The following is a 19163-nucleotide window of genomic DNA, read 5'->3' on the forward strand; positions in this document are numbered from 1 at the left end:
GCCTATCTTGCCCTCTGGTTAATTTTTGGTTATTAGCGACCAGTATTTGCCATGACACGACATTATGAGTCTCGTGGGACGCCTGACGTGAAAGACATGCCTCAAGGCCCGCCGTTGCCTGTTGGCACGACGGGCCCGGGTCGAGTGAGGGGCTTAGAGCGGCCTCAGGGGCCTGTGTGATGCTGGGCGGGTTTCTTGAACCTTTTCAGTGCGTTGCCGGATTCCTGATAGAGCGCCACCAAAAGGCCCATCGTCATTGCCACGATCACGAAGCTCATCGGCAAGGCGGCGGCCATCAGGATGGTCTGCAGTGCCTTGAGGCCGCCTGCCATCAGCAAGGTACCGGCCACCAGTCCGATGCAGATGCCCCAGAAGATGCGGTGACGCGCCAGCGGCTCCTCATCGCCCAGCGACAGGATGGTGGTGACCACCAGGGTGCTGGAGTCGGAGCTGGTCACGAACCAGCTGATCAGCAGGAAGATCAACAGCGAGGAAAGGATGACTCCCAGCTCGCCGTTGCCGGCCAGGGCATCGGCGGTGGCGAACAGGGCTTCCGGCAGGTTCCAGTTGCGCACCAGCGTCATCAGCTCGCCGGTCCCCGGGCCCATGGCGGCCGTCAGCTCCTGATGCAGACCGGTACCGCCGAACAGCGCCTGCCAGAGGAAGATGATCAGCGGTGGGGCGATCAGCACGCCGAGGATGAACTCGCGCAGGGTGCGTCCCTTGGAGATGCGCGCGATGAACAGGCCGATGAACGGGGCCCAGGCCAGCCACCAGGCCCAGTAGAAGATGGTCCAGCCTTCCTGCCAGCTGCTCTCGCCCGGGGTCTGGGCGACCCAGAGTCCCATCGGCACCACGTCGCGCAGATAGGCCAGCAACGTCTCGCCGAACAGCGAGATCAACCACAGGGTGGGGCCGCCGATCAGGAAGCTGCCGACCACGAGCACCGAGACGCCGATGTTGAGCTCGGAGATGAAGCGGATGCCGCGCTTCACGCCGGAGACGGCAGATGCGATGGAGATCACGCTGATGACGGCGATCAACGCCAGCTGAGTGCCGAGCCCGGCATCCAGTCCGGTGAGGCGATTGAGCCCGACGGCGATCTGGCTGACGCCGAGACCCAGCGAGGTCGCGATTCCGAAGACACAGCCCAGTACGCCCATGATATCCACGGCGTGACCGATGGGACCGTAGATACGCTCGCCGATCAGCGGATAGAGCGCCGAGCGCAGCGCCAGGGGCAGGTGATGGCGGTAGGCGAAGTAGGCGAGTGTCATGCCGACGACGCCATACACCGCCCAGCCATGCAGGCCCCAATGGAAGAAGGCCACCTTGAGGGCCTCGACGGCGCGGGCATGGTCCATGTTGGTAGCGCCGGCCAGATCCGCGTGCGGGTTGTTGGGGTACCCGAAGCCACCGGAGTCGTCGAAGTAGAACAGTGGCTCGGCGACCCCGAAGAACAGGATGCCGATCCCGACGCCTGCCGAGAGCAGCATCGAGATCCAGGTGAAACGCGAGAACTCGGGTCTGCTGTCCCTGGGGCCGAGTCGCAGGCTGCCCCAGGGAGACACCACCATGACCAGTGACAGGGCGATCATGCCCACGACCAGGATGAGGTAGTAGGTGCCGAAGGTGTTCTCGATCCAGGCGCGGGCGGCGCCGAACAGGGCAGAAGAGGCCTGCGGACTCAGGCCGGCACCGACCACGAAGGCCAGCAGCAGGCCGGCAGCGGTGAGTGTCATGCCCTTGTGCATGCCCTTGAGCGGGCCGCGGGTCTCAAGTCGCTGCGTCAAATCAGGGGGGATGCCGCGGTGAGCGGACTCTTGCGAGTCCTGTTGGGCGGGTGTCATGGGAACACTCCTTTATTGTTGTGATTGTTGTCTCGCACTACCTGTGTGGAACGTTCTGGACATCAGACATCGACACGTTCTAAGGCTAGAGCGTCGTCCCCGATCATTTTCTCCCCAAACGAAGTCCAGTTAGCTGAACGCGTCATGCGGCAAGCGTCAGGCCGGCTTTTCGGATATTTTCTCGCTGGAAGCCTGCAGTGCCTCAGCGCTCAGGGGCCCTCCGAGAGAGGCTGGAAGAGGGATGTCCGGGAGCCAGAAACGCCAATCCCCGCCGGGCCTTGTGGCCTCAAGCGGGGATTGGTGTCATGCGGGTGCCGGCATCAGGTCATGGCAGGAGCCGTGACCGGCATTGGTCAGACTGACCGGCGGATCAATTCAGGCCCGTGTCGGGGGAGGCGCGGCGACGTGCCTTGAGCGCCATGCGCGATTCCTCGATCAGGGCGATCAGAAGACCCAGTGTCATGAGCAGAATGACCAGGCTGACCGGCAATGCCGCCGCCATCAGCACGGTCTGAAGGGCTTTCAGGCCGCCGGCCATCAACAGGACGGCAGCGACCGAGCCGATGCAGACGCCCCAGAAGATCCGGTGGCGCGCCAGCGGCTCCTCATCGCCCATCGACAGGATGGTGGTGATGACCAGGGTGCTGGAGTCGGAGCTGGTCACGAACCAGCTGATCAGCAGGAAGATCAGCAGTGAGGACAGGATGACGCTCAGGGTGTCATTGGCCACCAGTGTATCCGCCGTGGCGAACAGCGCCTCCGGCAGGTTCCAGTCGCGGATCATGCCCATCAGTTCGCCGGTTCCCGGGCCCATGGCTGCGGTCAGTTCCTGGTGCAACGCGGTGCCACCGAACAGCGCCTGCCAGATGAAGATGATCAGCGGCGGTGCGATCAGCACGCCCAGCACGAATTCACGCACGGTGCGGCCCTTGGAGATACGGGCGATGAACAGGCCGATGAACGGCGCCCATGCCAGCCACCAGGCCCAGTAGAAGATGGTCCAGGCATCCTGCCAGTCGCGTTCCAGCGGCGTGCCCGCCACCCACAGGCCCATGGGAATGACGTCACGCACATAGGAGACCAGCGTCTCGCCGAACATGCTGATCAACCACAGTGTCGGCCCCCCGATCAGGAAGCTGCCCACCACGATGACGGAGACGCCGACGTTGAGTTCGGAGATGATGCGGATACCCCGGCTGACCCCCGAGACGGCAGACGCGATGGAGATGGCGCAGATCACGGCAATCAGCACCACCTGGGTATAGATGCCGGAATCCAGTCCGGTCAGACGATTGAGGCCGACGGCGATCTGGCTGACGCCCAGGCCCAGCGAGGTGGCGATACCGAACACGCAGCCCAGTACCCCCATGATGTCGACGGCGTGGCCAATGGGGCCATAGATGCGATTGCCGATCAGCGGATACAGCGCGGAGCGCAGGGCCAGCGGCAGGCCGCGGCGATAGGCGAAGTAGGCCAGGGTCATGCCGACGATCACATAGACCGCCCAGCCATGCAGGCCCCAGTGGAAGAAGGCCAGCTTGAGCGCATCCACGGCGCGCGCATGGGTCATGGCGGTGTGGCCGGCGAGGTCCGCGTGGGGGTTGTTCGGGTAGCCGAAGCCGCCGGAGTCATCGAAGTAGAACAGCGGCTCGGCGACCCCGAAGAACAGGATGCCGATGCCGACGCCTGCCGAGAGCAGCATCGAGACCCAGGTGAAGCGTGAGAATTCGGGACGACTGTCCGGTGCGCCGAGGCGCAGGTTGCCCCAGGGAGAGAACACCAGGGCGATGCACAGCCCGATCAGTCCGACGATGGTGACGAGATAATAGGTGCCGAAGGTGGACTCGATCCAGGCGCGGGCGGCGCCGAACAGACTCGCGGACATGTCGGGTGCCAGGCCCGTGGCCAGGACGAAGAGCAGCAGCAGGCCCGCTGAGGTCAGGGTCATGCCCTTATGCATGCCGGTCAGCCAGCCTGAGGTCTCGACCTGCACGCTGGAACTGGCGTTGGGGTAGGGCAGAGGGGCGGTATTCGTGGAATCGGGAGAGGACGCGGGGTCGGATTGGGAAGGGGTCACGCAGTAACTCCTGTTCGAGCTGGTCAAAGGGCCAGCGATCCCTGTCTCGGTCGAGGCATCGGGGATATCGACCGCTCATCCGGCACCATTATTGTTGTCGTGTTGGCAACGAGAAGAGATGAGGAACGCATTTTGGAAAGAGCAGTTCTTGGCTAACTGCCTAAAAACATTACGATATATTATGGATGGAATTGTTTTTGATGGCTACAGCTTCTGGAAAAATCACGCTACGCCAGAAGCGGGTCGGGCAAGCGGGACGTGAATCACCGGGACATGATTGCCAGGCGCTCGCACTGAGGCCCCGGGGATGCCCGGGAGGCGGCATGGTGAAGTCTCGACGACAGGTAAATTTCAACAGTCTGTTTTGTCGTCAGGCGAATTATTGTTAACGTAATGCGTCATTTTTGGCGGTCTTCGTCATGTCACGCTCTCGGGTGATGACCCATGACATCTCTCTTTCCCTGTCACGGAGGCTCTCGCGTCATGCGTCTCGACTATTCCGGCCCCTTGCCCGAAACGATCGGATTTCTGCTGCTGCCGCGTTTTTCGATGATGGCCTTCTTCGCGGCGGTGGAGCCGTTGCGCATCGCGAATCGCATCAGCGGCAAGCCGCTGTTTCGCTGGTTGCTGATCAGTGAGGATGGCCAGCCGGTCACGGCATCGAGTGGCATGACGCTGGTGGCGGATCACAGCATTCTGGATATCCGCTCGCTGCCTTCGCTTGCGGTATGCAGTGGCTTCGAGCCGGAAGCTCACCTGAATCGTGCTCTCACTGGCTGGCTGAATCGCCTCGATGCCGGTGGCTGTGTGCTGGGCGGGCTGGATACCGGGTGCTTCCTGCTCGCTGCGGCCGGGCTGCTCAATGGTGAACGCGTCACGCTGCACTGGGAGAGTCTGCCGGCGTTTCGCGAGCGTTTCCCTGCCATCAGCACCTCGGATGAATTGTTCGAGCTGGGCGCACGGCGTTTCTCGTGTGCCGGGGGAGCGGCGGCGATGGACATGGCATTGGACGTGATTGCCCGGCGGCACGGCACGGCCCTGGCAGTCGATGTCTCCGAGCAGCTTGTCCATGACCGCATGCGGACGCGTACCGATCAGCAGCGCATGACGCTGGCGCGGCGACTCGGCACTCACAAGCGCCAGCTGGTCGATGCCGTCGCCTTGATGGAGCAGCATCTGGACACCCCCCTGTCGCTGGAGGAGCTGGCCCGACGCTGTCGTATCTCGCTCAGACAGTTGCAGCGTCTGTTCGAGCAGGAACTCGCCACGTCGCCGCGAGCCTGGTACCTGAGGCTGCGGCTGGAGCGTGCTCGGCATCTGCTCAAGGAGACGGATCTCGATATTCTCTCCATCGGACTGTCCAGTGGCTTCACGTCGAGCTCGAGCTTCTCGCGGGCCTATCGCAATCACTTCGGGCATTCCCCGCGAGCCGAGCGCTAGGGCTTCGGTAGGGCAGTTCTCGCGAAAAAGTCAGTTCTCATGAAAAAGGCAGCTTTGTGCAAATGAGCGGCGCGTCTTTCCTTATGGGACGTGTTTTCCATAGGCTTGGCCTCGCGATGGGAGGGCCGTTCAGGTGAAGTGCTGATGACGTGCTGATGCCCTGGTGATCACAAGAGGAAACACGATGAAGCGAATGGCACTGGCCTCGTTGTTCAGCGCGGGGGTCGCCAGCCTGATCCCCGTGTCCGCGATGGCCCACGAGGGGGATGTCTCGGAGCGACTGGCGCAGATCGCCTCCCTGTTCGATGCCCGGAGCATCGTGGCTGGCCCTGAGGTGGTGGATTGCACGCTGTCCGGTGGGACCGAGACCCAGTGCTTCAGCATCACGCTGAAGAACTCGCTGGAGTCCAGCGAGATGGGCCCCTGGTGTCCCGGCAAGCTCTCGGACGGTGCCGACAAGGGGGGTATCTGGGTGCGTGACGGCAAGCAGTACGACGTGGATGGTGCCTTCATCGAGAATCTGGCCACCTTCTATGATGACCCCGAGTGGCAGCTGTTCGACGAGGCCACCGGCAAGGTTCACGTCACGGATACCAGGACGGCCTGTGATCAGGCGGCGCGGCCGGATGTGGCCGAGGCGTACCACAACTACTGTGTGGAATGCCGCACGGAATACATGGATGAGGTCGTCGAGACCACCTATGTGCTGCCACTGGTTCCCGTTGCCCGTCAGGAAGCGGCATCAGGACGCACTCCGCCAATTCCGCGGGGAATCGCCTTCAATGGCGTCAGATTCGATGCGGCAGCGCCTCAGGATGCGATTCTTGCCGCCCATACCCTGGCGCCTTTCGATGACTGCGGAGGGCATGTGAATCTGCATGTCGGCTATCACTATCACGGTGCCAATGGCTGCAGTCCCGCGAAGGAGAACGTCGCGGCGGATGCCCCGATGATCGGCTTTGCCATGGATGGTTATCCGATCCTGGCCAGACTGACCGGTGACGAGGCCGAGAAGGCAGAACTCGACGCCTGCAGTGGCCATGTCGGTGCAGGCATCGGATACCACTATCATGGCAACAGCGCCGAAAAGAACGAGATTCTGGGATGTTTCCATGGCGAGATAGGCTGTGCACTCGACTCACCGGATGCTGTCTGCACTGCAGATGACATGGGACATCGCGGGCCACCTCCCGGTGAGGAAGATCGTCCGCCGTCCGGGGAGGAGTGAGCCTGCAGGCACCTGGACACCTGTCGTTTTCTGACATATTCGTTGCACATTGCGTCAGCAAGCTTGTCGTCATTGAGTGATGACACAAGGAAATACCGACATGAAAGCCTCTGAAACTCCCTCCGCTCGCGTGACCTTTCGTCGTCGTGGCAGCCTGGCCTTGATGGCGGGCGCACTGCTGGCCATCAGCGGGATGAGCATGGCGCAGCCTCCGGGTGGCAAGCCGCCGCAGGAAGCCTTCGATGCCTGTGCCAGCAAGCAGGTGGGAGACCAGTGCCAAATCGCGGTGCCTGAGGCAGACTCGCTGGTGCCGGGGCATTGTGTCGCTCCGCCCCAGGGTGGCGAGACGGCCTGCTTGCCGGATGATGCCAAGCAGGGGCCCAAGCACTGAGGTCAGGGCCTGAGCCGAGCCTGAGACCAGGCTGAACTTGAGTCCAGGCCGAGCTTGACCCTCACGGCTGTCCCGCCCATCGACACCCGCCACGCTGATCACTCGAGAGAGCAACAGCGTGGCGGGTGTTCTCTCTTCGGAGCCTACTCATGAAGACGGCACGCCTTGTGCGAAAGACCGCATCGATCACGGCCTGGTTGCCGGCCTCCCTGTTGATGGCAGGGGTGGCCCATGCCGAAGTGGTGCCGGGCCAATTCTCCACGGCCGCGCTGGTCAAGGCGCCGGAGACCGTCAGCTGTACGCTGGAGAATGGCAGCGCTGCCCAGTGCACCCGACTTGTCGTGAAGTACCAGCCTGATGACCTGGAGATCGGCCCTTTCTGCCCACCGACGCTGGATGATCAAGGCGGTATCTGGCAGTGGGATGGCCAGCACCCCGGTCTATATCGGCTGGATCGTGCCTTCTTCGAGATGCTCGATACGCTCGGGTTTCATTTTCAAGATGAGGACGAGACGCTTCACATCATGACGGACCTGAGCAAGCGTCAGGAAGAGGCCAACAACTGCCTCAACGTGGCGGAAGATGACAGCGTCGAGATGAGCATTCTGCTGCCTGTCGTCCCGGTGCCGGCCGACTCGCCGACGTCGCTTGGCACTGTCGCCAAGGTAGGCCTGGCACTGGATGGCGTGCCCATCTTCGCCGATGCTCCCTCGGTGCTGGATACCGGCAATCTGCCGGCATTGGATACCTGCGGCGGTCATGTGGACCCGGGTGGCTGGTATCACTGGCACGCGACGGCCACGGATATCGATAGCGTCTATGACACGCAAGGCGTGGATGCCCATTTCAGCAACCGCAGAGCAAGAGCGCCCAGTTCGCCTATGCCTTCGATGGCTATCCGATGTTCGGCAGTGAAGACCCGACGGGCGAGGTGCCGACCGATCTCGACCGTTGCAATGGCCACTTTGGCCCGACCGAGCGTCACCCGGAAGGCGAGTATCACTATCACGCCACTCAGAAATTCCCCAACCTGCCCGCATGTCTGAAGGGTGTGGTGGCGAAGGACAACTTCACTACCAATGCCAGGATGGGGATCGGCTCTCCACGCAAGCCGGGTCAGGGCCCCATGCCCGGCCATGCAGGCGACGGACATCCGGGCGGGCCAATGCCGGGAAATGATGATGACAGCGCCGGGGTCGGGGCGACTTGAACAGCGCCGGCGTCCGGCGCTGCGTGCCATGCCATACCCTGCTGTCTGCACGAATGTCATGGTCTTTGCCGAGACTTTCGCGTCTCGGTGCGTGTTTCACACTGCTGCTGTCTCCCCCCCCAACCGAGAGATCTCTTCACTGGATTTGCCTTCATGTCGCTTTCTCGCACCTCTTCATGCATCTCATCTCGCACCACATCTCACACCTCTTCTCGCGTTGCGCCTCTCGCGGCTCACTCCGCTCGGCGTCGTGACTCGCGGCCTTGCCGCATGCCCCGTCTGACGGCTGTCATTGTCGGCATGTTGACGGTGCTCTTCACCCAGACAGCCAGCGCGCATGTCGATACGGATAGCGTCGGCGGCTTTGCCGCGGGCTTCCTGCACCCCCTCACGGGTCTGGATCACTTTACCGCCATGGCAGCCGTGGGGCTGTGGGGGGTGATTCTGGGCCGTCCTGCTTCCTGGCTGTTGCCGGTGGTCTTCCCGATGATCATGGCGCTGGGCAGTGTGGTGGGCATCGTGGGGGTGGCATTGCCCGGAATCGAGATCGGCATTGCCTTGTCGGCTTTGGTGCTCGGCGGCTTCATCGCGGGGCGCGTGCGCCTGCCGCTGTGGATGGCCTGTGCGGTGATCTCCGTCTTTGCCGTCTGTCATGGCTACGCCCATGGGGCGGAGTTGCCCCTGGCGTCTGATCCCTTTGCCTTTGCGATGGGCTTCATGGTGGCCACCGGCAGTCTGCATGCCGCGGGTATCGGCGTTGGCATCATGGCGGAGCGCTTCCGTCAGGGTATGCTGCTGCGCGGATTGGGGATTCTGACGGCACTGCTGGGTGTCTACTTCCTGGTCGAGGCATTGTCATGATGTGGCCGGAACAGTGGATGATCGGCGTCCGCGCCGTCTGTGGCAGCCCGGTGATCCTGTATCTCATCGTCACGGCGGGTCTTGTCGGAGTCGCCAGTCAGGACACGCTCACCTGGAAGGCGGGCGGGCGAATTCTGCTGCGGCTCATCAATGGCCTGCTGCTCGGGATCACCCTGTCACTCTTTGCGCCACAGAGGCTGGTAATGGCCGTGATGGGACTGGCCATGCTGGTGTCGTTGCTCGTCGCGATTCACGTACCGCTGCGCCATGCCTTCGGTCAGGGCATCTTCCAGCGGGTGCCGGCGCTGCTGGCCGGGCTGGTGGTGGCGCTGCTGTTTCTGGGCCATGAGGTGGCCTCGACACCCTTTGCCATCCTTCTCGGTGTCATGATGACGGTGATGTGGGGTGTCCTGCTTTGCTGGGCGATATTCGCGTTGATAGGTCGCCTTCTGCCTCGTGCGGCCTTCGTGATCGCGCAGCGAGTGCTGGGCGCCTGGATGGTCGCGATCGGTGCCATGTCACTGACCTTCATCGTGATGCAGTGGTAGCCGCCCCGGCATGACGAGAAGAACCCGGAGACCCTGTCGGCCTTCCTGCGTCCGCGTCTGACTGGCTGACACCTCAGGCCACCCGGCCATGCGCGAATGCCTCATGAATTCATCGTCCGACACACAGGAAAGCCCATGCGCCCACATTCCCTGACGTCTCGGGGACGACCCCGTATCGTGAAGCCCGTCGTGGCACTGACGGTGGCATCCGTTCTCATGGTGCCAGTGTTCTTCCATGTCGCGCAGTCAGTCGCGAATGATCAACCCTCGCTCGCGAAGGCTCAGTCCGGCTCAGAGAAGTCCACGTCGGAGGCAGCGGCACAGCGTACGGGCAGGTCCGCCGCCGAGGCGCATTGCGCCGCCGTGAAGGCTTCCGTGCAAGATGCCGGCTTCGCCGACTCGGTGTCTGTCACCTGCCAGGACGGCAAGGCGCTGATCACCTCGGATACCTACCCGGATCACGAGATGATGACCGGTATCGTGGGCACCAATGAGCAGGTGCCGGTGCCCGCCAATCACTACACCTCGCCCGTCATGCTCGAACCCACGCTGGGAGATACCCCCCAGACGCGAGACGCGGCGCTGGGGGTGGCGGTCAATGGTGTGCCCATCTATGACTACACCGGCGGCGGAGAGATGTCTCAGGATGACCTCTCAAGTTATCAGGCCAAGAATGACACCCTGGCCACCAAACAGCTGGATGCCTGTGGCGGGCACGCCGGCCGCGGCGATGATTACCACTATCACGTCAAACCCGTCTGCATGATCGACAAGATGAAGAATGCCGATGACAACCCCATCATTGGCTGGGCTTTCGATGGTTACCCCATCTATGGCGATGACAACCCGGATGGCTCCCATATCGCGATGGATGTGCTGGATGTCTGCAACGGACAGCCTGATGACACCTTCGGGTATCGCTATCACACCTCCGAACAGGCGCCCTACATCATTCAGTGTCTGATGGGCGAGGTGCCAGAGGCGAAAGACCTGCCGCGTGTTCCGCCGCTGAAGGCCGCGAGTGGCGATACGCAGGCCGACAGTCGTGGGCGGCCTGCCGGCACTCCGCCGCAAGGGGGCGTGGAAGACCTGGTCTTTACCCAGCAGGCAGACGGCAAGCGCAGCATGGATTACACCTATCACGGTGAAGCCTATTACATTCGCTATACGCCCACCGATACGCCCAATTGCTATGACTTCGAGACGCGTACCGTGACGGATGGTGGCGACGTCAAGACCGGGGAGTACTGCCGATGATTCGGGCATGGTCGAGCAAGTTATCGAGCAATCTGGCGGGCAAGTTCTCAAGTGCATGGCAGACGCGTCTAGCACGTGGCTTGGTCGTCGGGCTTGGTGCGATGGCCCTGGCCACACCGGCGCTGGCACAAGGCGACTTCACGCTCACCAGCCCTGCCTTCAATGATGATGGCTGGTTGCCGGATGACCTGAAATGCACTCGTGACGGCGGCGATGGCGTCACGCCGCCGCTGACATGGGGTGATGTGCCTGACGGCACACAGAGCCTCGCCCTCATCATGCATCACTATCCCAAAGGCACCGTCGAAGGTCGTGATGCTCCCAGCCAGTATTGGCTGCTGTGGAATCTTCCGGCAGACACCCACGCCTTGCCGCGCGGCAACCCGGCGTCGCTGGGGGATGAGGGCGCCGACAAGGACAAGAAACGTATCGGGTATACGCCACCTTGTTCACCTCCCGGTCCTGAGGGCTCATATCACGACTACACGATCACGCTGTATGCCTTGAAGGCACCGCTGGAGGCGTTGCCGGATCATGACGACATGAGCGTGAACTGGGACACGATGACCGAGGCACTGCAGGGCAAGGTGCTGGATTCCTCCTCCATCACTTTCCGTAACTGAGCAGATGATGGACGCAAGACACCCCCCTGCAAGCCAGGAAGCGCGATCGCCATTCACCACGAAAGGAATTTTTCCATGCGCACATTGCTGACCGCCGCCCTCATTCTGGCTGCCGCACCTGCCTTTGCCGATTCACATGCCAAGGATGAGCATGCAGCAAAGCCCAAGGCCGGCCCCCAGAGTGGCACCAGACTCAAGGCCGAGGTCTGGGTCGATAACTGGTTCGAGATGTACGTCAATGGCGAGAAGGCGATGCAAGACAGCGTGCCGATCACCACGGAGCGTTCCTTCAATTCAGAAACCGCCATCATCGAGACGCAATTCCCGGTGACGATCGCCATCAAGGCCAAGGACTTCAAGGAAAATGACACAGGCCTTGAGTACATCGGCACGGACCGCCAGCAGATGGGCGATGGCGGCATGATTGCCCAGTTCCGTGATGCCAGAACAGGCGAGGTCATCGGGGTCACCAACCGCGACATGCATTGCCTGGTGGTGCAACACGCGCCTGTCGAGGCTTCCTGTGCCGATGAGAGCGACCCACAGGCAGGCGAGGGCGCCTGTGACTTCGAGGAAACCACGGTGGACGGTGACTGGACGGCCCCGGACTTCGATGACAGCGCCTGGCCGGCTGCCATCGAGCATCAGTACAGCGATGTCAGCCCGAAGGACGGCTACGACGATATCGACTGGGATGACAGTGCCAGGTTCGTGTGGGGGAAAAGCCTCAAGCAGGACAACACCCTGCTGTGCCGCATGACCCTCGACGGCTGAGAAGACACGCGAAAGGCGTGAGCGCCATGACATTGCATTGTGCCCGTTCCTCCCCCATCCCTGAGGGAGGGGCAGGGAGATCTCAAGGAATGGAGCACTTATGCAGTTCATGAAGAATGCCAAGGAACTGGCGCGCAATCCGCTCGGCATCATCGCGCTGTTCATCTCGTTGATCTACGGCTTCGCGAGCCTGTTGCTGAATTCATCCGCAGACAAGCTGACAGAGGTCGAGCGTTGGCCGCTGATCGCCTTCATCGTCATCTTTCCGCTATTGGTGCTGGGCGTGTTCTATCGTCTGGTGACCAGGCATCATGGCAAGCTCTATGCCCCCGGCGATTACCACAAGGACCGCTCCTTCATGCGCACCCTGTCGCCCGCCGAACAGGAGGAGCGCCTGACGGCCGAGGTACAGGACTCACTGGGCGGAGAGCCTGGCATCGAGATGCCGCCAGCCAAGGCGTCGTCTGCCCAGCCACCTGTGGATGATGCCGACGTGGCGCAACTGCTCCACGACGACAGTGACGATACGCCAATGGCGTCACCCGCCGGTGGGGCGGTGACATCGCATGAGATGTCGCGGGAGAAGATGACGCGAGAGCATCGCCATGAGCTGCGCGCATTGAAGACCGCACTGGTAGGACAGATCGTCCGCGAGTCCGGGGCAGAGCCGTCCGGCGAGGTACGTCATGATGTCCAGGTAGGGGATACGCGGGCTTGCTTCGATGCGGTGTTTGCCGACAAGGCCTCCACGACTACCTTCGTGGATGTCAGAGTGCTCAAGCATCACGCCAGGGCCGAGCGTATTCTCGACAGCATCCTCTATGAAGCTCTCATCGCACAGCGGGCGCTGGAGGATGATTTTCGTCTGATGGTCGTGGTCGTGATCTACGGCGACGCGGACCTGCGTGAGCGACTACAGGCCCGCTGGCAGCCGCGGGTCTCACACTGCCCGGTGGATGTCGAACTGCGTGTTCTTCGACGCGATGACGTGCGCTGTGAGGCAGCGTGATGTGCTGAGGCGTGATCCACCGTAGCCATGAGAATGTCTCGTCCAGACACGGCAGATGAGGGTGCACCTCGGGCCGGCCAGTGCTTGAGGTGGATCACGACGAAAAGAGGCCCGTACCGATGCCATCGGTACGGGCCTCTTTTCATGGCACGACCGCCCGGGGCGGCATCATGCCTCGTCAAGACGGCGCGTCAAGGCGTCACAGAAATCACGCCAGGCGATGCCCATCTCAGGCAATTCATGATGGGCGTGCAGGGCGGCGTGGACCATCCCCGTCGCGCAGTGATAGCCGACTTCCGCCCCCTGGGCCTTCCAGGTGGCGACGGCCGCCTCCAGCGGCGGCGTGAGAGGGTCATGTTCGACCGAGAGCACTTCGATGACCTGCGCCGGTGCCTGCCGTGAATGGGGTGGCGTCATGGCGTAACTGTGCGAGGGGTCACCCTCGGCCACCAGCTGCCACATGGCGACGATTTCTTTACGGCTCAGCAATGGCGCCGTTGGCCCCAGTGTGGCGAGGTCTTCATTGTCGAGGCTAAGTACCGGGTCCATCGGCGGGTAGATGAGGCCCAGCAGATAGGGGGAGTGTGTCTCGTGATGCAGCCGTGAGACATCCATGACCAGGCGACCGCCAGCACTGTCGCCGACGACTGCGACAGGGGTCAGTTCACGCACGGCAACCTCACAATCCATCAGCGCTTGTTGATAGGACGCTTCCGGCAACAGCCGGTAATCCACGCTGATGACCTCACGATTGAGCCGTGACGCCAGGCTTGAGGCCACGCCCTGATGGCTATCCAGCGAGCCGACCTGCCAGCTGCCGCCGTGCAGATAGACGACACAGCCGTCCTTGCGTGGCGCCTCACGCGTCGGGCGGAAACGTCGCAGGGCAATGACGTGGCCATCATCGGAATGCAGTGTCTCGTCGCTTGGCGTGACGCCGTCTGCGAGTGGTGCGGCCAGGCGCGCGTAGAGGGCTTCGCACTGAGGCCGGCTCTCGGCGACTGACAGGCCTGCCAATTCGGCCATGCCGTCGGCGAAGGCCTCGATGAACGCCTGGCAACGCAGCGGTGAAGATGTCTCGTGTGTCATGGTCTCTGGCCCGAAAGGAAAAATGTCATGCATACGATAACACCCCGCCAGAAACTGACGGGGTGTCGGTCTATCCTTCGAAAGGACGGGCTACCTCTTGACGCTGCCGGTGCGTGTATCAGGCCGTCTTGCGACGGATACCGATACGCCGGCCGGCCGCCTTGGGCCAGTCATCGTCGCCTGCCGACTGGGGCAGGGCGGCAATGCGCTCCGCCACCGCTTCCGGGCAGGGAGTCGGACGACCGCCACTGATGCTCATCGCCATCAACATCTGCTCGCTGGTGGCAATCTCGCCGCCGTCGGCATCGGTCAGAGTGAACAGCACGTGCTGACGCTTGGGGTCGTGATCCAGCAGCAGGACCTTGACCTTGAGTGTCTGGCCTTCGTGCGCCTCCGCTAGGTAGCACAGGTGCGTCTCCAGGGTGTAGATGGTCAGGTCGTGTTCGCGACGACCCTCGGCATCCAGGCCCACGTGCTCCATCAGCGCCTCGACTGCCATCGAGAAGGCGCGCGCGTATTCGGCATCATTCATGTGGCCGTTGTAGTCGACCCATTCATGCGGCACCGTGATCTCGAGCAGGTCCATCAGATACGCCCCTCGAGACCTTCGGCTTCCGGCCAGTACTTGCGCGTCAGCGTCAGCAGCTCGACCAGGAAGTCATCGCGACGACGATCCAGCTCGGCAACCGGGCGACCCGCTGCCTGGTATTCGCAGCCTTCCACGACCTTGTCGATCAGCTCGTCGGTCAGCTCCGGCGCTTCGAGCTTGGTCCACGGCAGTTTCAGGGCCGGGCCGAACTGTTCGAGCATGTGACGCATGCCCGGCTCGCCGCCGGCGAGGTGGAAGGTCAGGAAGGTGCCCATCAGCGACCAGCGCAGACCACAGCCATAGACGACGGCCGCGTCGATCTCTTCGGTGGTGGCGACGCCATCGTTGACCAGGTGCAGGGCTTCACGCCACAGCGCTTCCATCAGACGATCCGCGATGTGACCTTCGATCTCGCGACGCACGATCAGCGGACGCATGGCCAGTGCTTGATAGTCTTCGCGTGCGCCTTCCAGCAGCGCCGGGGAGGTGTGCTCGCCACCCACCAGCTCGACCAGCGGCAGCAGATAGACCGGGTTGAAGGGGTGGGCGACGATGACGCGGCCCGGCGCCTTCTTGCAATCCTGCTGCAGATCGGTCGGCTTGAAGCCGGAGGTGGAAGAGCCGATCACCACGTGCTCTTCGGCCGCGGCATCGATGGCGCTGAGGATTTCCTGCTTGAGCGGCAGACGCTCCGGCACGTTTTCCTGGATCAGATCAGCACCGACGACAGCTTCCTCGAGGGTCGCGGCGAAGCGAAGGCGCTCGACGGAAGCGCCTTCCGCCAGGCCATCCTTCTCCAGTGCGTGCCAGGCATTCTCGACGAAGGCGCGAGTGCGGGCTTCGGCATCCGGGGCCGGATCAAAGGCGACCACATCCCAGCCATTGGCCAATGCACGGGAGATCCAGCCATTGCCGATGACACCGGTTCCTACGACAGATAACTGGCTCATGCGACACCTCCTGCGGTTTCGAGGGCTGCCACGTCGCCGGCGGTCTTGCCGGTGGACGGATCACGCAGCTTGAGGAAGGCGCGAGTCTCGGCCGGGGTCATCACGCTGGAGCCCAGGTTCTCGATGATGCCAGAGGACTTCTCGACCAGCTGTGCATTGGTCGCCATCACGCCCTTGGACAGATAGAGGTTGTCTTCGAGACCGACGCGAGCGTGACCGCCCAGCAGCACGGCCTGTGCGACCATCGGCATCTGCATGCGGCCGATACCGAAGGCTGCCCAGTTGGAGTTGGTCGGCAGCTTGTTCTTCATGGTCAGCATGGTTTCGGTGTCGGCTTCCGCGCCCCACGGAATGCCCAGGCACAGCTGGAACAGCAGGTCGTCGTCGAGCAGGCCTTCCTGCTGCAGCTGGCGAGCGAACCAGACGTGGCCCAGGTCGAAGCACTCGAGCTCCGGCTTGACGCCAGCGGCCTGCACCAGACGAGCGTGCTCACGCAGCCAGTCAGCGGTGTTGATGTAGACCATGTCGCCGAAGTTCAGGCTGCCGCAGTCCAGGGTGCACAGTTCCGGCAGCAGTTCCTGGATCGGCGCGTGACGCTCGGCCGGGGTCTGGATGTCGGTGCCCGGGCCACCACGAGTCGGGTCGTTGACGTCCGGAATCCAGTCGCCGCCGCCACCGGCGGTGATGTTCATGACGATGTCGGTGTCGGCGGAACGCACACGGTCCATGACTTCACGGAAGTGCTCGGTGGAGTGGCTGATGCCGCCGGTCTCCGGATCACGCACGTGAATGTGGGCCACGCTGGCGCCGGCCTTGGCCGCCGCGATGCAGTCATCGGCGATCTGCTTCGGTGTCACCGGGACATTCGGGTTCTTGCTGGCGGTATCACCCGCGCCAGTGATGGCGCATGTCAGGATAGTCTTGCGATTCATCGTCGAGCCTCACGTGTCAGGACACTTGTCTGCGGTAAGTCGCAGCGGCCATGTCACCAGACGTCAATCTGCACGCCCCGGTCGCATCGCCTCTGCGCCTTTGTTGAACACAGTGTCGTGAAGTTGGGGGCAGCGAGATGATCAGAATGCGCTGGATACTTTGCGTTTTACGTCAACCTGCCGCTCGCAGCAGATTGAGGGTGATCACTGACATCTCTTGCAGGCTTCTCGACGTCTTTCTCCGACAGGCAGGCCAAGGGTAGCGATACGCTCATTGCGTCGAGGAGGAGAGGGTCGAGATGAAGGAAGAGTGTAGGGATGAGAGAGGAGAGAGATGAGAGCGAGAAGAGATGAGAGAGGAAGTGAGAGGGAGTGAGAGGGAGTGAGAGGAGAGAGGGAGGGAGCGAGAGGGAGCGAGAGGAGAGAGAAGAAAGGTGGAGTGAGAAGAGAGCGACAGGAAGGAGAGACAAGCCAAGGGAAATGGACAGTCTCGAGTGCCCTGGTCATCGGCAACGCAACTCCCCCTGGATTGCCAGAGGTAGGGCTTCTGACAATCCGGGGGGAAGAGGTCGACATGCCCCTGGCTGAAGAGACATGGCCCTGGCTGAAGAGACATGGCCTTGGCTCAAGAGTATGAGTGGCAATCCCTTGCCCGAGACTCATGACTCACGCGGGTCTCATCCCTTGGGCGTCTCAGCGCTTCAGCGTCTGATCAGTTCAATCTTTCATCACTGAATCTTGCCACTTTTCAGCTCAGAGAAGACCACCTTGGCGTAGTCGCCGTTGGCCTTGTCGGTTTCCCATACGCCCGTACCTTCACAGGCATTGGAACTGGCCTTGGTGTTGCACTGGTTGTAGGAGCCCGCCTTGAAGTACATCCAGTCACCGGCGTAGCCCGCCGGAAGGTCATCTGCATCCACCTTGCCGTTGGCATCGACATTGTCGGCAAGATTGATCTCGAAATTGCGTGTCGGATGGCCGTCCGAATTGAAGGTCAAATGCATGATGTCGCCCTTGACCTCGACCTTGTAGCTGAAGGTCTCGCCCAGCGAAATGCCTTCCTTGCCGGGATCAGCATTGCTGCTCCAGTCGTTGCCCCATACCGCATAGCTGACATCCGTGCGTTTGGGATCTTCCTTGGCGAGATTCTTCTCGTAGTTCCAGAACACCGAGCCAGTGTCCTGATCCGGCAGCTTCTTGTAGAAGATCTTGAGTGGCTCGTTGCCATGTCCAAAGCCTTCATTCGCCTCCATCAATGCCTGGTCCTTGCCAGCATGTATTTGGCCGATTACCACCGAATAGGCTGACTTCCTGTCTGGTTTCTTCGAACGCTCCGCGACATGTTCCACGCGCAACGTGGCCTCAAGGTAGCCGCCTATCTGAGCGAATTCATCGGCCTTTTCATGCGAGGCGAGTGCGAAGTTGTTCTTCGGATCATGGGTGCCGATGCTGGTGTCGGTACCGCGTAGCATCTGACGCAGTTCCGTGCGGGCATTGCTTGAATTTGGCGTCGTGAAGGCACTGTTGGGCGTCACGAAGACCATATGGGAATCATCGTCGAGATAGAAGTAGTCAGAGTGACGATAGCTCTGAAGGTCTGACACCTTGATTTCATCCACCTTGCCATTGCCGTCGGCGTCCATCGGCAGTGTCAGTTTCCAGGTGCCGAGATCGAATGTCTCTCCGGGGGGAGTGTCATTGGCAGCACTTGGCGATGAAATGATACCTGCACTGGCAGCGAGGAGAAATGCTGTCACCAAGGGGTGGCGTACCCGAGTATTACGCATGGTCTCAAGCCTTTTTTATGCTTATGGGGTGAGTGCCAAGATGGCAGTCGAAGGCTAGAGCCAGTTGATCATGACTGTCAAGACGATTATTGATGAAAATGAAATAGCGTTTTGAAAACTGGATTTCCAATATTTTACAGAGGGTTATGTGGTGATCTGAGAGGTGGAGTCGTGCTTTCAGCCATGAGAGAGGAAAGGTATCGCTGTTGGCATCTCAATGATTGATAAGGAAAAAATCATATCAATGCGTTTTCTTGAATTTCCATGTCATCCATTGGTCATGCATGGCGATTTCGCCATGGTGGACGCTGAATGAAGACAAGACTTGACCGCCTCACGCAAGAAGAGAGTGAGTAGTTGCCTGAAGATAATGAAGAAGGTGTGGCACGGCGTGTCGACGCAATTGCTGGCATGAAGTGCTGGCATGCGGACAACGGTGTGACAGCGGAGATTCTTTCACGCTATGACATCCATCCATGGATGTCAGGCGACTGGCGAGCAATGACTTGCACGCTGCGTGTCGGATAGCGAAGCGCTACCTGACGTCG

General features: G+C 61.5%; 18 protein-coding genes. 11 read left to right on the top strand and 7 right to left on the bottom strand.

From position 1 onward, the window contains the following. Nucleotides 1–164 precede the first annotated feature (164 nt). Both PJK54_RS11180 and PJK54_RS11185 read right to left on the bottom strand, forming a co-directional pair. Nucleotides 165–1850: a BCCT family transporter gene (locus PJK54_RS11180; RefSeq protein WP_271302854.1), complete on the bottom strand. Its 1686-nt coding sequence runs from the start codon at nucleotides 1848–1850 to the stop codon at nucleotides 165–167. A 370-nt stretch (nucleotides 1851–2220) separates the two neighbouring features. After that, nucleotides 2221–3927: a BCCT family transporter gene (locus tag PJK54_RS11185; RefSeq protein ID WP_271302855.1), complete on the bottom strand. Its 1707-nt coding sequence runs from the start codon at nucleotides 3925–3927 to the stop codon at nucleotides 2221–2223. 483 nt (nucleotides 3928–4410) lie between these two features. Here PJK54_RS11185 and PJK54_RS11190 point away from each other — a divergent pair, with 483 nt between their 5' ends. The 11 genes from PJK54_RS11190 (at nucleotide 4411) to PJK54_RS11235 (ending at nucleotide 13268) form a co-directional block, all read left to right on the top strand. Further along, a complete protein-coding gene (locus tag PJK54_RS11190) occupies nucleotides 4411–5367 on the top strand; it encodes a GlxA family transcriptional regulator (RefSeq protein ID WP_176494141.1) in 957 nt (318 codons plus the stop codon). Nucleotides 5368–5551: 184 nt separating this feature from the next. Continuing rightward, the gene (locus tag PJK54_RS11195) at nucleotides 5552–6595 is read left to right on the top strand and encodes a YHYH protein (protein WP_271302856.1); all 1044 of its coding nucleotides are present in this window, start codon (nucleotides 5552–5554) and stop codon (nucleotides 6593–6595) included. 100 nt (nucleotides 6596–6695) lie between these two features. Beyond that, a complete protein-coding gene (locus tag PJK54_RS11200) occupies nucleotides 6696–6986 on the top strand; it encodes a hypothetical protein (RefSeq protein WP_176503824.1) in 291 nt (96 codons plus the stop codon). A gap of 149 nt (nucleotides 6987–7135) precedes the next feature. After that, nucleotides 7136–8032, top strand: coding sequence for a hypothetical protein (locus PJK54_RS11205; RefSeq protein WP_271302857.1), 897 nt, complete (start codon nucleotides 7136–7138; stop codon nucleotides 8030–8032). Next, a complete protein-coding gene (locus tag PJK54_RS17885; RefSeq protein ID WP_442870678.1) occupies nucleotides 7918–8196 on the top strand; it encodes a YHYH protein in 279 nt (92 codons plus the stop codon). Before PJK54_RS11205 ends, PJK54_RS17885 begins: the two co-directional genes overlap by 115 nt. 270 nt (nucleotides 8197–8466) lie before the next feature. Next, complete coding sequence (locus PJK54_RS11210) at nucleotides 8467–9057, top strand: HupE/UreJ family protein (protein ID WP_271302858.1); 591 nt, start codon at nucleotides 8467–8469, stop codon at nucleotides 9055–9057. Next, nucleotides 9054–9605, top strand: coding sequence for a hypothetical protein (locus tag PJK54_RS11215; RefSeq protein ID WP_176503826.1), 552 nt, complete (start codon nucleotides 9054–9056; stop codon nucleotides 9603–9605). The genes PJK54_RS11210 and PJK54_RS11215 overlap by 4 nt, the downstream gene beginning before the upstream one ends. Before the next feature lie 135 nt (nucleotides 9606–9740). Next, on the top strand, nucleotides 9741–10862 hold the full coding sequence (locus PJK54_RS11220) for a YHYH protein (protein WP_271302859.1): 1122 nt from the start codon (nucleotides 9741–9743) through the stop codon (nucleotides 10860–10862). Then, entirely contained in the window at nucleotides 10859–11485 is a 627-nt protein-coding gene (locus PJK54_RS11225; RefSeq protein ID WP_084208411.1) for a YbhB/YbcL family Raf kinase inhibitor-like protein, read from the top strand. The genes PJK54_RS11220 and PJK54_RS11225 overlap by 4 nt, the downstream gene beginning before the upstream one ends. Before the next feature lie 75 nt (nucleotides 11486–11560). After that, entirely contained in the window at nucleotides 11561–12259 is a 699-nt protein-coding gene (locus PJK54_RS11230; RefSeq protein WP_271302860.1) for a PEBP family protein, read from the top strand. A gap of 100 nt (nucleotides 12260–12359) precedes the next feature. Further along, nucleotides 12360–13268: a hypothetical protein gene (locus tag PJK54_RS11235; RefSeq protein ID WP_271302861.1), complete on the top strand. Its 909-nt coding sequence runs from the start codon at nucleotides 12360–12362 to the stop codon at nucleotides 13266–13268. Between the two features lie 168 nt (nucleotides 13269–13436). Here PJK54_RS11235 and PJK54_RS11240 read toward each other — a convergent pair whose 3' ends face one another. From PJK54_RS11240 to PJK54_RS11260, 5 genes are all read right to left on the bottom strand, one after another. After that, on the bottom strand, nucleotides 13437–14357 hold the full coding sequence (locus PJK54_RS11240; RefSeq protein ID WP_271302862.1) for an alpha/beta hydrolase fold domain-containing protein: 921 nt from the start codon (nucleotides 14355–14357) through the stop codon (nucleotides 13437–13439). 118 nt (nucleotides 14358–14475) lie between these two features. Continuing rightward, nucleotides 14476–14943, bottom strand: a complete 468-nt coding sequence (locus PJK54_RS11245) for a thioesterase family protein (RefSeq protein WP_271302863.1) — start codon at nucleotides 14941–14943, stop codon at nucleotides 14476–14478. Continuing rightward, nucleotides 14943–15896 (bottom strand): L-carnitine dehydrogenase, encoded by a 954-nt coding sequence (locus PJK54_RS11250; RefSeq protein WP_136939245.1) that lies wholly within the window; start codon nucleotides 15894–15896, stop codon nucleotides 14943–14945. Before PJK54_RS11250 ends, PJK54_RS11245 begins: the two co-directional genes overlap by 1 nt. After that, a complete protein-coding gene (locus PJK54_RS11255) occupies nucleotides 15893–16828 on the bottom strand; it encodes a 3-keto-5-aminohexanoate cleavage protein (RefSeq protein WP_024952191.1) in 936 nt (311 codons plus the stop codon). Before PJK54_RS11255 ends, PJK54_RS11250 begins: the two co-directional genes overlap by 4 nt. A 728-nt stretch (nucleotides 16829–17556) precedes the next feature. Further along, nucleotides 17557–18585 carry a polysaccharide lyase family 7 protein gene (locus PJK54_RS11260; RefSeq protein ID WP_205632749.1) on the bottom strand — a complete coding sequence of 343 codons (1029 nt, stop codon included), beginning with the start codon at nucleotides 18583–18585 and terminating at the stop codon, nucleotides 17557–17559. Between the last annotated feature and the right edge of the window lie 578 nt (nucleotides 18586–19163).

Source organism: Cobetia sp. MMG027 (assembly GCF_027947415.1).
In the GTDB taxonomy this organism is placed as follows: Bacteria; Pseudomonadota; Gammaproteobacteria; order Pseudomonadales; family Halomonadaceae; genus Cobetia; species Cobetia marina.

Bases quoted from the DNA above. Each gene is read 5' to 3' on its own strand.
- PJK54_RS11195 (WP_271302856.1), top strand. From the start codon at position 5,552: ATGAAGCGAATGGCACTGGCCTCGTTGTTCAGCGCGGGGGTCGCCAGC.
- PJK54_RS11235 (WP_271302861.1), top strand. From the start codon at position 12,360: ATGCAGTTCATGAAGAATGCCAAGGAACTGGCGCGCAATCCGCTCGGC.
- PJK54_RS11225 (WP_084208411.1), top strand. From the start codon at position 10,859: ATGATTCGGGCATGGTCGAGCAAGTTATCGAGCAATCTGGCGGGCAAG.
- PJK54_RS11205 (WP_271302857.1), top strand. From the start codon at position 7,136: ATGAAGACGGCACGCCTTGTGCGAAAGACCGCATCGATCACGGCCTGG.
- PJK54_RS11200 (WP_176503824.1), top strand. From the start codon at position 6,696: ATGAAAGCCTCTGAAACTCCCTCCGCTCGCGTGACCTTTCGTCGTCGT.
- PJK54_RS11210 (WP_271302858.1), top strand. From the start codon at position 8,467: ATGCCCCGTCTGACGGCTGTCATTGTCGGCATGTTGACGGTGCTCTTC.
- PJK54_RS11180 (WP_271302854.1), bottom strand. From the start codon at position 1,850: ATGACACCCGCCCAACAGGACTCGCAAGAGTCCGCTCACCGCGGCATC.
- PJK54_RS11190 (WP_176494141.1), top strand. From the start codon at position 4,411: ATGCGTCTCGACTATTCCGGCCCCTTGCCCGAAACGATCGGATTTCTG.
- PJK54_RS11245 (WP_271302863.1), bottom strand. From the start codon at position 14,943: ATGGACCTGCTCGAGATCACGGTGCCGCATGAATGGGTCGACTACAAC.
- PJK54_RS11250 (WP_136939245.1), bottom strand. From the start codon at position 15,896: ATGAGCCAGTTATCTGTCGTAGGAACCGGTGTCATCGGCAATGGCTGG.
- PJK54_RS11240 (WP_271302862.1), bottom strand. From the start codon at position 14,357: ATGACACACGAGACATCTTCACCGCTGCGTTGCCAGGCGTTCATCGAG.
- PJK54_RS11215 (WP_176503826.1), top strand. From the start codon at position 9,054: ATGATGTGGCCGGAACAGTGGATGATCGGCGTCCGCGCCGTCTGTGGC.
- PJK54_RS11230 (WP_271302860.1), top strand. From the start codon at position 11,561: ATGCGCACATTGCTGACCGCCGCCCTCATTCTGGCTGCCGCACCTGCC.
- PJK54_RS11255 (WP_024952191.1), bottom strand. From the start codon at position 16,828: ATGAATCGCAAGACTATCCTGACATGCGCCATCACTGGCGCGGGTGAT.
- PJK54_RS11220 (WP_271302859.1), top strand. From the start codon at position 9,741: ATGCGCCCACATTCCCTGACGTCTCGGGGACGACCCCGTATCGTGAAG.